Genomic DNA, 11,948 nt, shown 5'->3' on the forward strand with positions numbered 1-11,948 from the left:
GCGGACGACACACGGCGGCGTAGCAGTTAGCTGGCGCGTTGGCGGGGTCTGCGTACGGGCTGCGCCTCTACGGGGGTGGAGAGGTGGCCGTCTACGAGGGTGACGAGGGCGTCGACGAAGGGTTTGCGTTGGGGGGCGGTGAGGGCAGCTAGGGCCTCGGCGTGGACTCGGTCGACTATTTGCTGGCCTTCGGCGGCGACCTTGGCGCCGGCCTCGGTGACGGCGATGATGCGGGCGCGGCGGTCGGTGGCGGAGGGCTTGCGTTCGGCGTAGCCGGCCTTTTCGAGGGCGTCGACGGTGACGACCATGGTCGTCTTGTCCATGTAGGCGAGTTCGGCGAGCTGGATCTGGGTGCGCTCCTCCTCGAGCGCGTGCCGCAGGACGCACTGCATCCGCACCGTCAGCCCGACCTCCGCCAGCGCCGCGGACAGCCGGGTCTCGAGGACGTGACCGGCATGCGTGAGGTAGCCGGTGAGGTCGGGAACCGTCCGCGGTGGTGTCTTCGCCATGATCCGAGCATAGCGCGGATTATCTACTGAAAGATGATCCGCTGCGGATCATTCGCCCCGGCGCCAGCGGCCGGCTTCCTCGCCGCGGCCGCTCCGGTCTACACGCTCGAACTGTTCGCCCGCTTCCTGGTCGGCCTGACCATCGGCGGCTTCTGGTCGATCGGCGCCGGCCTGGCCGGGCGGCTGGTCCCTGAGCAGTGGACCGCACGCGCGACCGCAGTCATCTTCTCCGCGGTCCCGCTCGGCTCGGTGCTCGGCGTACCTGTGGGGAACCTCGTGGCCGGTACTGCGGCCGCCCGCAACCTCACCCTCGCCTTCGCCGGCTGCGCTGCTCTGATCGCGACGGCGACGCTGCTGATGCCTGTGGTGGGTCGCACTACGGCGGGAGCGTTGCTGGGCGGACTGGTGGTCGACGCGTCGTCGGTGTCGGTGGCGATGGTGTGCGGCGGGGTGGGCGCGGTGCTCACGGTCGGCGTGCTGCTGTGGTCCAGAACACAGGAGGTGCCGGGCACGTAGCATCGCGGTTGTGGCGAGGACTCAGACCGATCGGTGCCCGGGTGTGCTGGCGGTACATCAGGCAGCCGACGGCGGTCTCGCGCGGGTGCGGGTGCCGGGTGGGGTGCTCAGCGTTCAGCAGCTCGAGGTGCTGCGGTCGGCCACTCGAGAGCTGGGTGACGGGCGACTGGAGCTGACCTCGCGCGGGAACGTGCAGATCCGCGCGCTGAGACCCGACGGGCCGCGCGAACTGTCGGACCGGCTCTTCGCGGCCGGACTGCTGCCGTCGCTCACGCATGAGCGAGTCCGCAACATCCTCGCGTCCCCACTCTCCGGTCTGGACCAGGAGTCCCGGTACGACGTACTCCCGGTGGCGGCCGCGGTCGACCGAGAGCTCTGCGCCCGCCCCGCGCTGGCCGAGCTGCCAGGCCGCTTCCTCTTCGCCCTGGACGACGGTCGCGGTGACCTGGCCGGCGTGCGGGCTGACGTCTCTGTCCGAGCGATAGATGACCGCGAGGCCCTCCTGAGCGTCGGCACCCGCGGTGTCCGGGTGCGGTGGGGTGATGCGGCCGGCTTGATGGTTGCAGCTGCCGAGGCGTTCCTGGCCGAGCGTGACGCGCAGGAGTGGCGGATCGCCGAGCTGGACGACGGCGAGAACCGCATCCTCAGCCGGCTCGAGCTGCAAGCGACCGAGGACCTCCCGACGAAGAGCACCACGGTCGCGGCCGGTCGGCACGGGTCTGCACTCGTGGTGACCGTCCCACTGGGAAGCCTCACCCAGGAACAGGCTGGTGTGCTCACCGAGGTTGCTGACGAGATCCGGCTCACGCCATGGCGGTCGGTTGTGGTGCCTGTGGTGTCGACCGAAGAGCTGGAGCGGGTCGGGTTGGTTACCACCGCAGACTCGGTCTGGGAGGGTGTGACGGCGTGTGCGGGGCGGCCGGGGTGTGGGAAAGCCTTGGCGGATGTTCGGGGGGACGCCTGGCGGGTGGTGCCGGGGATGGAGCGGGACGGGCGGCGGGTGCATTGGTCGGGGTGTGAGCGGCGGTGCGGGAAGCCGGCCGGGGACTTTGTGGATGTGGTTGCTGTGGGCAATGGGTATCTGGTGGACGGGGAGCGGATGTGAGCGGGTTCGAGTACGTGCGGGACGGCGCGGAGATCTACCGGCGGTCGTTCGCGACGATCCGGCGTGAGGCGGCACTTGGCGAGCTTCCGGCCGACGTGGCGCAGGTCGCCGTACGGATGATCCATGCGTGTGGGATGACCGATCTGGTCGCGGACCTCGCCTGGTCGCCCAATGTCGTCAAGAACGCGCGGGCTGCGCTGCAGGGTGGCGCGCCGATCCTGTGTGACGCGCAGATGGTGGCGGCCGGCATCACCCGGCGCCGGCTGCCCGCGGACAACCAGGTGATCTGCACACTGCAGGATCCGAGGACCGTCGAGCTGGCGCACGAGTTGCAGACCACCCGGAGCGCCGCGGCAGTCGATCTCTGGCATGAGCACCTCAGCGGCTCGGTTGTTGCTATTGGCAACGCTCCGACGACCCTGTTCCGCCTGCTCGAGCTGCTGAAGGACGGCGCGCCGCGGCCGGCCGTGATCCTCGGGATCCCGGTCGGGTTCATCGGCGCGGCGGAGTCCAAGGACGCGCTGGTGGCGAACGGGCTCGGCCTGGAGTACCTGGTGGTGCGCGGACGTCGCGGTGGGAGTGCGATCACCGCTGCGGCCGTCAACGCGATCGCAAGCGAGGAAGAGTGATGGGCGAGCGCACGGGACGGTTGTGGGGTGTCGGGTTGGGACCGGGCGATCCTGAGCTCGTGACGGTGAAGGCGGCCCGGCTGATCGGTGCCGCCGATGTGATCGCGTTTCACAGTGCGCGTCACGGCCGGAGCATCGCGCGAAGTGTCGCAGCGCCGTACCTGAGGGAAGGCCAACTCGAGGAGCACCTGGTCTACCCGCTGACGACCGAGACCACTGATCATCCCGGCGGCTACCGAGGCGCGATGGACGACTTCTACGCCGACTGTGCCGCGCGGCTCGCCGCGCATCTCGACGCCGGCCGCGACGTCGTCGTACTGGCCGAGGGCGATCCACTCTTCTACGGCTCCTACATGCACATGCACAAGCGGCTGGCCGACCGCTACCCGTGTGAGGTCGTCCCCGGCGTGACCTCGGTGAGCGCGGCGGCCGCCGTACTCGGACGGCCGTTGTGCGAGCGGGACGAGATCCTCACCGTCCTGCCCGGGACCCTGCCGCCCGACGTCCTCGCCGACCGCCTCCGCAGCACCGACGCGGCAGCGGTGATGAAGCTCGGCCGGACGTTCCACAACGTCCGCGAGGCGTTCGAGCTGGCCGGACGCGCCGACGAGGCCTGGTACGTCGAACGCGCGACGACCGACGCGCAGCGCACGGCTCCCCTCAACGAGGTGGACCCGGACGACGTGCCGTACTTCTCCCTCGCCCTGCTCCCGAGCCCGATCAACAACACCTTCGCTCCCCCGGCGCCCAAAACCGCCACGGACGGTTCGGTCACCGTGGTCGGCCTCGGACCGGCCGGGCCGGAGTGGATGACCCCCGAGGTGCGCGCCGCGATCGCGGCGGCCGACGACCTGATCGGCTACGGCCCGTACGTCGACCGCCTGCCCGACCGCGCCCGTCAGCGCAAGCACGGGTCGGACAACCGGGTCGAGTCCGAGCGGGCCGCGTTCGCCCTGGACCTGGCGCGCAAGGGCTCCACCGTGGTCGTGGTCTCGTCCGGAGACCCCGGGGTGTTCGCGATGGCCAGTGCGGTCACGGAGGTCGCGTCGGCGCCCGAGTACGCCGATATCGCCGTACGCGTGCTGCCCGGCATGACCGCGGCGCAGGCCGTCGCCAGCCGGGTCGGAGCACCGCTCGGGCACGACTACTGCGTGCTGTCGCTGTCGGATCGGCTCAAGCCCTGGGAAGTTATCGCCCAGCGGCTGACGGCGGCAGCTCGAGCGGACCTCGCGATCGCGATCTACAACCCCGCCTCGAAGTCCCGCACCTGGCAGGTGGCCGCGACCCGTGACCTGCTGCTCGAACACCGTTCCGCGGACACTCCGGTCGTCATCGGCCGCGACGTGGGCGGTCCCCAAGAGGCGATCACCGTCACAACCCTGGCTGAGCTCGACCCGCAGGCGGTTGACATGCGCTGCCTGCTGCTGGTCGGCTCGTCGCAGACCCGCACCGTGCCCCGCCCGGCCGGACCCCTGGTCTTCACTCCGCGCCGCTATCCAGCGACGGTGAGTGAGCACACGCCAGGGGCCGGTTAAAATCCGCCCTCCGCCTGTGTCAGACGCGCTGCCAGAGGGTAGAGACCGCGCGAGGCTGACCAGTGAGGAGAACAGCGGACATGGCTCAGCAGTACGGCGAGACTGCCACGATCACATCGCCCGACCCAGAAACGACCAGCACGCAGCGCTACGAGGAGGTACGGGCGGCCGCCAATCGGGCGATGAGCACCATTTCGATTCCCGTGGACTCACCATCGACGACGACGGGGACACTCCCGGCGGCAGCCGTTGAGCCTGACGTCGACCCCGAACTGCTGTCCTACCGCGGCTTCAAGTTCGGTGCGGCGTTCTTCGGGTGGCTGATCGCGATCGCCATGTCGGTGCTGCTGCTGGCCGCGGTCTCCGCGGCGGCCCTCGGCACCGCGCAGATCCTGGACTACACCAGCAGCGACGCCAAGGCAGACCCCGGCGCGGCGACCATCACCGCTGCGGCTGTCGCCATCTTCATGCTGTGCCTGGCCTTCTACACCGGCGGGTACGTCGCCGGCCGACTCGCTCGCTTCGACGGCGGACGACAGGGCTTCGGCGTCTGGATGATCGCGCTGCTGGTCTCTGTCCTGGCGGCCGGCGGAGGCGCGCTACTGAACAACCAGTACGACTTCATCGCCGACATCAACCGGCCGGACGTGGCGCTGACCAACGACACACTCACCATGGGCGGGATCATCGCGGCGGCGACGCTGGTCCTGCTGACGCTGATGTTCGCGATCCTCGGTGGGAAGGCCGGCAAGCGGTACCACGACAAGATCGATCGTTTGCTCGACTAGCGGTCAGCTACCACCTCACCACGCATGGCCAGCGGTTTCGCGGGTACCGGATACGTGCACGGGGCCTGCCGGTGAGGAGAACTGACGATGATCCAGCACTACCGTGACGACACGGAAACACAGCAGCTCGACGAGACCCGCACGCTGCGCCGCGCTGAGCACGAGCAAGAGACCCAGCCGTCGCACCGAGCGGACATCCGGACTTCGGCCGCCACTGAAGTGGACCCGGCGTACCGGGGGTTCAAAGGCGGTTCCGCGTTCTTCGGCTGGCTGGTCGCGATCGGACTGATCGCCCTGCTGACCGGCATCGTCGGCGCCATCGCGGCCGGCGTGGACTACGCGACCCCGATCGACTGGACCGCGGCCAAGGCCGACGCGGGCACGATCGGCGTCGTGTCCGGCGCGGTCTTGGTCGTGATCCTGGCGATCGCCTACTACAACGGCGGGTACGTCGCCGGCCGGCTGGCCAGGTTCGACGGTGCCCGGCAGGGCTTCGGCGTCTGGCTGATCGGCGTACTCGTGACGGTCGTCGTCGCGGGCATCGCCGCGCTGGCCGGCTCGCAGTACGACGTCCTGAACCGGGTGGATCTGCCGTCACTGCCGATCGCGATCCACACGCTGACCACGGGCGGACTGGTCGCCCTCGCGGCGGCCGTCGTGGTCACGCTGCTGGCCGCGCTGGTCGGCGGCAAGGCCGGGCAGCGCTACCACCGCCGCATCGACCTCAGCGGCGACTGACAGCAGGGACCAGACCCGGACGGCGGATAGCTCCCATCCGCCGTCCGGGTCTTCCTTGCCCGAGGTGCCGGCGCCGTGCAGGATGCCGGACATGTCAGCCCGTACTGCGCTCGTCGTCGGAGGCACGAGTGGGATCGGCGCGGCCACCGCGCTGCGGTTCGGCGCCGACGGCGCGACCGTGATCGCCGCCGGCCTGGGCAGCTCGGCGGCCCCGCCGGAACTGGGGAGAGTCGCCGACGTTCGCGAGCTCGATCTGCGCGAGCCGCACGCCCTCGAGGACCTGATCGAGTCGCTCGACGATCTCGACGTCCTGGTGAACGCGGCCGGCATCATCCGGCGAGGTGACGAGCACCGGCCGGAGGTGTTCCGCGAGGTCGTCGAGATCAACCTGACCGGCGCGATGCGAGCGGCCGAGGCGGCGCACGACCTGCTCTCCGCGAGCCGGGGCTGTGTCGTCAACGTCGCGTCGATGCTGAGCTACTTCGGTGGTCCGCTCGTCCCGGCGTACAGCGCCAGCAAGGGTGGGATCGTCCAGCTGACCAAGTCGCTCGCGGTCGCGTGGGCCGCGGACGGCATCCGGGTGAACGCGGTCGCGCCCGGCTGGATCGCCACCGACCTGACCGCCGCGCTGCAAGCCGATCCGGTCGCCTCCGACCGGATCCTTTCCCGGACGCCGATGGCCCGCTGGGGCACGCCCGCCGAGGTCGCCGGTGTGATCGCGTTCCTCGCCGGGCCGGACGCGGGGTTCGTCACCGGCACCGTCGTACCCGTCGACGGCGGATACCAGAGCATGTGAAGGAGCAGTCGATGATCCCGGTTTCAGCAGGTGTGCCCGCGGAGATCGCCGTACCGGCGGTGCCCGAGGACGAGCGGCTGTGGGTGCCGCAGGCGCCGGACGTGTGGTTCCGGCCGTTGATGCTGAACACGGTCACCGGTCAGTGGTGCAACCTGCTCAAGGTCACCCGGTCCGGCATCGTGTCCCGGCACCGGCACCCGAGCGCGGTCTTCGGCTATGTGATCAAGGGCAAGTGGCAGTACGACGAACACGGGTGGGTCGCGGAGACGGGATCGTTCGTGTACGAACCGCCGGGCGAGATCCACACGCTGCGGGTGCCCGAGGACTGCACCGAGATGATCACGTTCTTCAACATCTCCGGCGCGATGATCTATGTCGACGACGAGGGCAACCAGACCGGATACGAGGACACGTTCACCAAGATCCAGCTCTGCCGCGACCACTACGGGTCGAACGGGCTCGGAGCGGACTACGTCGACCAGTTCATCCGCTAGACCGCTAGGGCCAGGTCGGCGGCGGTACGGCGCGGACCGCGGTGATCACCTGGTCCAGCGCCGGGGTGCGAGGCCGGTCGCGGTGGACGAAGAGCGCCACCTGCCGCTCCACTCCTGAGTCGCTGATCGGGACCAGGCGTACGCCGGTGAGGTTGGCGGTGGTGACCGCGAGTGCGTTGGTGACGCCCGTGCCCAGGCCGTGACGGACCAGCGAGAGCAGGGTTTGCGGCTGGTTGGTGCGGAAGACACTCTCCGGGTTGAGTCCAGCGGAGGCGAACGCAAGGTGTGACTCGAACTGGCGTACGCCGGAGGTCTCTCCGATCGAGATCAGCGGCAACTCGGCCAACTCCCCGAGGCTGACCTCCGGCGCCGCGGCCAGCGGGTGGCCGTCCTGGAACACGGCGACCAGCGGCTCGGTCCAGAGGATCTCGTGGTGCAGCGACTCCGACGCCACCAGCGGATGGACCGGCCGGATCGCGAGGTCGACGTCACCCCGCCCGAGGGCGCCTTCGAGGTCGATGCTCGGCCCCTCGACCAGATGCAGCCTGATCTCGGCGGGCAGGCGTCGTACCACTTGCGGGAAGAGCCAGGCCGCGGCGCTCGGGTAGGTGCCGAAGCGGACCTCTCCCCCGGCAGACGCCAGATCGTTGAGGCGATTGAGGATCTCCTCGGCATGCGGGACGAGTGCACGTCCTTCCGGAGTAAGTCTGGCCGGGTGGGTGGTGCGGTCGAAGAGCCGCACGTCGAGGGCCTTCTCCAGCTCGGCGATGTGTTCGCTGATGCGCGACTGGGAGCGGAAGGTCGCCTTGGCCGCGGCCGAGAACCCGCCGTGGCGGGCGACGGCGACGAAGCTGACGATCCAGTCCATCCGGAACCCGTACGCCGCGGTGAGATCCATGGCATCACGCTAGCCGGGAAGACCGCCGCCGATCCGGACGTTGACCTCTGATGTGCTCGAGGTAGTGGTGATCGGCGCCGGCCAGGCCGGCTTGTCGGCTGCGTACCACTTGGTGCGGCTGGGCTTCACGCCGTACGACGAGGTCGTCGTACTGGATCGCAACCCGGAGCCGGGTGGGGCATGGCAGCATCGGTGGGACTCGCTGACCATGCACGACGTGCACGGGATCGCGAACCTGCCGGGCGTGCCGGTGCCGTCGATCGCTGGGCCGGAGCGGGCGAACGTTTTCGTGCCGTCGTACTTCGCGGACTACGAGAAGCGGTTCGAGTTGCCTGTGGTGCGGCCAGTGACGGTGTCGAGCGTGCATGCCGTGGAGGGTGGGTTCGAGGTGCGGACATCTGCCGGCAGCTACCGTACGGCGGCTCTGGTGAACGCGACAGGGACATGGAACCGGCCGTTCATTCCCTGGTATCCGGGGATCGAGACCTTCCGTGGGCGGCAGCTACACACGGCCGACTACAACGGGGCCGCGGAATTCGCCGGACAGCACGTGCTTGTCGTCGGCGGTGGTGCGTCGGCGGTCCAATTGCTCGCGGAGATCTCCGAGGTCGCGACGATCACCTGGGTGACGCGACAGCCGCCGGAGTGGCGGACCGGTGAGGATTTCAACCCCGAGTACGGCCGCAAGGTGGTCGCGAAGGTCGAGGAACGCGTCCGGGCGGGCCTGCCACCGAGGAGCGTGGTGAGCGTGACGGGCCTGCACCTCCGCGAGCAGGAGCAGGCGGCGTTGGAGCGCGGCGTCTACACCCGGCTCCCGATGTTCGCCCGCATCACGCTCGACGGCGTCGAGTGGGCCGACGGGCGTTCGGAGCACGTCGACGCGATCCTCTGGGCCACCGGCTTCCGCGCCGACCTGGCCCACCTCGCTCCCCTCCACCTCCGCGAGACCTCCGGCGGCATCCGGATGAACGGCACCGCCACCGTCCTCGACCCCCGCATCCACCTGGTCGGCTACGGTCCGTCCGCCAGCACCATCGGCGCCAACCGAGCCGGCTTCACCGCCGCCCGCGACCTCCGCGACCTCCCCAAACCGGAGGTCAGACCCGACCGGGCAGTCGCGTCGTGATCTCCTGGACCAGCCACGTGTTGCCGTCCGGATCGGTGAACGAGCAGAACGAGCCGTAGCTGGTGCGCTCCGGGTCAGGGCCGGGCTGCCGTGCCTCGACCGGGAACGGTGGGCCGTGCCAGACATCGACAACGTCGATGCCACGGCTGACGAGATCCTTGTGGGTCGCTTCGATGTCGGAGACGACCAGCACCGCCTGCGCCGAGCCGGGCGCGGCCGCGGTGAGTCCAGTGCCGAACGTGATCGAGCAGGGGGAGCCCGGTGGGGTGAACTGGACGATCCGCAGGCCGTCCAGCGGGGCGACGTCGTCGTCGAGCCGCCATCCCAAGCGTTCGTAGAACTGCTTGGATCGATCGACGTCGGAGACCGGAATGACGTCGTTCTCGAGGTGCAGCTCGCCATCGCCGACGCCCGCATCGTTGCGCGTGGAGCTCATGTCCACTCTCTTTCTGGTTGTCCAACTGCTGGGTTTTCCTGGCGCCTCGCACAACGTACGTCGCTGACCCCCTGCCCGGTCAGTGGCGGAAACGACACGATTGATAGAGTTTCCGACGTGGAGATCGCGGTTCTGGTCAGTGCGGGCGTGTTCGACTCCGGGTTGGCGTCGATCCTCGACGTGCTGGACACCGCGAACGCCATGGCTGAGCAACTGGCTGAACCCCCGCGCTGGCACGTCACGACGATCGGCTTCGACCCGCAAGTCCGTACTTCGGCCGGGCACCTCGTCGACTGCGAGCCCGTCACCCGGGCCGACTCGGCGGACCTGCTCGTCGTACCCGCCATCAACGAACGCCGGCCTGAAGCACTGGTCGAGTTGGTTGCCGGCGAACGGTCCCTGCCTACACGGGAGCTGATCGCCAAGACGCACGCCCGCGGCGCGGCGGTCGCCTCGGCCTGCGCCGGCACGTTCCTGCTGGCCGAAGCCGGTGTCCTCGACGGGCTGCGCGCGACGACCACCTGGTGGCTGGCACCGGCGTTCCGCGCCCGCTATCCCCAGATTCAGCTCGAGCAGGGCAGCATGGTGGTCCACGAGGACACGATCACCACCGCCGGAGCCGCGTTCGGCCATCTCGACCTGGCGCTCGCGCTCGTTCGCGCCGGCAGTCCCGCCGTCGCCGACCTCGTGGCTCACTACCTCGTCGTCGACGAACGCCCCTCACAGGCGCCGTACATCATGCCCAGCGAACTGGCCCAGAACGACCCCGTCGTCGCCGCGTTCGAACGCTGGGCCCGCGACCGCCTCGGCGAGGCGATCAGCATCCCCGAAGCCGCCCGGAGTCTGGGGGTCAGCGAGCGAACCCTTCAGCGCACCGTCCAACGGACCATGGGCACATCCCCCATCCGCTTCGTCCAGGACCTCAGAATCGAACGCGCCATCCACCTGCTGCGCACCACCGACCTGTCCCTGGAGACGATCTCCCGCAAAGTCGGCTACGAGCAGGCCAACACCCTCCGCACCCTCCTTCGCCAACGCACCGGCAAAACCACCACCTCCCTCCGCAGCGTGTAATCGTCGCTCACGCGGCAGCTACCTGATCCCGGGCGTCGGTCGGTTCGGACCAGTGCGGGTGCCGTCGGACAGCGATCGGGAGAAGCGTGCCGGCGGTGAGAAAGATGGTGGCTGTGAGCAACCATCCGGGCCAGCCCCAGGTGACGGCGATGGTCGTGAGAATGAGCGGGGCCATGAGATCGCCGACTTGGTGACCCATCGCGTAGGCGCCTTGGTACTGGCCCTGGGCGCCGGGCGGGGCCAGCTCGAAGCTGATCCCCCAACCCCCGGCGGACTGCAGCATCTCGCCGAGAACGTGCACCAGAGCGGCTGCGATCAGCAGGCCGACGGTGATCGCTCCGGACGTGATGTCGGTGAGGGCCAGGACCACACAGGCGGCGGCCAGCAGAAGGCCGGCCCGGCGCCCGGCGCGGGCGGCGCCGGGAAGGCTTTCGGTTCCGCGGGCGACCCGGATCTGGAGCAGGACCACGGCGACGGAGTTGATCACCAGCAGCACCGAGATCAACCACCGTGGCGCGTCCGTCGCGGTCGCCACCCACAGCGGGATCGCGATCTGCACCATCGCGTTGTGCATGCTGAGTACGCCGTCCAACGCGACGAAGACCAGGAACGGACGGTCCTTCAAGGCGGTCGACGCGGCCGGACCAGTTGCCGAGGGCACCCTTTCCACCGCCGGCAGGCCGAACCGGACCAGCGCGGCGGTGGCCAGGTACGTCACCGCGTTCGCCAGCAGGGCGACGACGTACACCTCCCGCCGGTCGACCGCGAGCACGATCCCGGCCAGCGCCATCCCCGCGCCCATCCCGATGTTGGTCGTCACGCGCAGGATCGCCCGGGTCCGCACCCGCTGGTCGGCCGGGGACAGGCCGGCGATCAGCGCGCCCTTCGCGCCCCGCTGGCCGGAGTCCGCGATCGCGGTGACGCCCGCGACCACGACGTACGGAAGGAACGAATGGACCTGCGTCAGCGCACTCATCGTGATCGCCTGGAGGATGAGGAAGCCGACGTACGCGCGGTTAGGCCCGAGCCGATCGGCGACGACACCGAGCGGGGCGCTGGTCACCAGCCCGACCAACCCGGCCACTGTGAGACCGACGCCGACCTGCCCGACCGAGAGCCCGGCGGCCCTGGTCAGGTAGAGCGCGCCGACAGCCGCGTACACACCGTTCCCCAGCGTGTTGACCAACGTTGCCGCAATCAACCGGCGCACGGCCGGCGGGAGAGATCCAGTCACCCCCTCACCCAACGCCCACCCACCTGATTCGGCCGTCGGACTGACAGATCCCGTCAATCCGCCAGCCCGC

Annotated in this window: 14 protein-coding genes; 10 read left to right on the forward strand and 4 right to left on the reverse strand. The window is 69.6% G+C overall.

The features are described from left to right. Positions 1-26 precede the first annotated feature (26 nt). The gene (locus tag ACXC9Q_RS16170; protein ID WP_457057322.1) at positions 27-509 is read right to left on the reverse strand and encodes a MarR family winged helix-turn-helix transcriptional regulator; all 483 of its coding nucleotides are present in this window, start codon (positions 507-509) and stop codon (positions 27-29) included. Between the two features lie 33 nt (positions 510-542). Here ACXC9Q_RS16170 and ACXC9Q_RS16175 point away from each other — a divergent pair, with 33 nt between their 5' ends. From ACXC9Q_RS16175 to ACXC9Q_RS16210, 8 genes are all read left to right on the forward strand, one after another. Next, positions 543-1,025: a hypothetical protein gene (locus tag ACXC9Q_RS16175; protein WP_457057323.1), complete on the forward strand. Its 483-nt coding sequence runs from the start codon at positions 543-545 to the stop codon at positions 1,023-1,025. A 10-nt stretch (positions 1,026-1,035) separates the two neighbouring features. Further along, complete coding sequence (locus ACXC9Q_RS16180; protein ID WP_457057324.1) at positions 1,036-2,130, forward strand: precorrin-3B synthase; 1,095 nt, start codon at positions 1,036-1,038, stop codon at positions 2,128-2,130. After that, positions 2,127-2,759 carry a precorrin-8X methylmutase gene (locus ACXC9Q_RS16185; protein WP_457057325.1) on the forward strand — a complete coding sequence of 211 codons (633 nt, stop codon included), beginning with the start codon at positions 2,127-2,129 and terminating at the stop codon, positions 2,757-2,759. Before ACXC9Q_RS16180 ends, ACXC9Q_RS16185 begins: the two co-directional genes overlap by 4 nt. Further along, positions 2,759-4,294 carry a precorrin-2 C(20)-methyltransferase gene (locus ACXC9Q_RS16190; protein ID WP_457057326.1) on the forward strand — a complete coding sequence of 512 codons (1,536 nt, stop codon included), beginning with the start codon at positions 2,759-2,761 and terminating at the stop codon, positions 4,292-4,294. The genes ACXC9Q_RS16185 and ACXC9Q_RS16190 overlap by 1 nt, the downstream gene beginning before the upstream one ends. 80 nt (positions 4,295-4,374) lie before the next feature. Continuing rightward, positions 4,375-5,082 carry a hypothetical protein gene (locus tag ACXC9Q_RS16195; RefSeq protein WP_457057327.1) on the forward strand — a complete coding sequence of 236 codons (708 nt, stop codon included), beginning with the start codon at positions 4,375-4,377 and terminating at the stop codon, positions 5,080-5,082. Between the two features lie 87 nt (positions 5,083-5,169). Then, positions 5,170-5,820: a hypothetical protein gene (locus ACXC9Q_RS16200; RefSeq protein WP_457057328.1), complete on the forward strand. Its 651-nt coding sequence runs from the start codon at positions 5,170-5,172 to the stop codon at positions 5,818-5,820. A gap of 91 nt (positions 5,821-5,911) precedes the next feature. Beyond that, positions 5,912-6,616 (forward strand): SDR family NAD(P)-dependent oxidoreductase, encoded by a 705-nt coding sequence (locus ACXC9Q_RS16205; RefSeq protein WP_457057329.1) that lies wholly within the window; start codon positions 5,912-5,914, stop codon positions 6,614-6,616. A gap of 11 nt (positions 6,617-6,627) precedes the next feature. Then, positions 6,628-7,110: a 2,4'-dihydroxyacetophenone dioxygenase family protein gene (locus ACXC9Q_RS16210; protein ID WP_328519049.1), complete on the forward strand. Its 483-nt coding sequence runs from the start codon at positions 6,628-6,630 to the stop codon at positions 7,108-7,110. Between the two features lie 4 nt (positions 7,111-7,114). Here the strand turns inward: ACXC9Q_RS16210 and ACXC9Q_RS16215 are convergent, their stop codons facing one another. Further along, positions 7,115-8,008 carry a LysR family transcriptional regulator gene (locus ACXC9Q_RS16215; RefSeq protein ID WP_457057330.1) on the reverse strand — a complete coding sequence of 298 codons (894 nt, stop codon included), beginning with the start codon at positions 8,006-8,008 and terminating at the stop codon, positions 7,115-7,117. A gap of 40 nt (positions 8,009-8,048) precedes the next feature. Between ACXC9Q_RS16215 and ACXC9Q_RS16220 the strand changes: the two genes are divergently transcribed. Next, complete coding sequence (locus tag ACXC9Q_RS16220; RefSeq protein WP_457057331.1) at positions 8,049-9,134, forward strand: FAD-dependent oxidoreductase; 1,086 nt, start codon at positions 8,049-8,051, stop codon at positions 9,132-9,134. Here the strand turns inward: ACXC9Q_RS16220 and ACXC9Q_RS16225 are convergent. Beyond that, positions 9,106-9,570: a VOC family protein gene (locus ACXC9Q_RS16225; protein ID WP_457057332.1), complete on the reverse strand. Its 465-nt coding sequence runs from the start codon at positions 9,568-9,570 to the stop codon at positions 9,106-9,108. The two genes, ACXC9Q_RS16220 and ACXC9Q_RS16225, sit on opposite strands and share 29 nt — an antisense overlap. A 117-nt stretch (positions 9,571-9,687) precedes the next feature. On the opposite strand from ACXC9Q_RS16225, the gene ACXC9Q_RS16230 reads away from it, so the two are divergent. Continuing rightward, positions 9,688-10,644 (forward strand): GlxA family transcriptional regulator, encoded by a 957-nt coding sequence (locus ACXC9Q_RS16230; protein WP_457057333.1) that lies wholly within the window; start codon positions 9,688-9,690, stop codon positions 10,642-10,644. Between the two features lie 7 nt (positions 10,645-10,651). Here the strand turns inward: ACXC9Q_RS16230 and ACXC9Q_RS16235 are convergent, their stop codons facing one another. After that, positions 10,652-11,878: an MFS transporter gene (locus ACXC9Q_RS16235; protein WP_457057334.1), complete on the reverse strand. Its 1,227-nt coding sequence runs from the start codon at positions 11,876-11,878 to the stop codon at positions 10,652-10,654. Positions 11,879-11,948: the final 70 nt, after the last annotated feature.

It is taken from the genome of Kribbella sp. CWNU-51 (genome assembly GCF_054073265.1).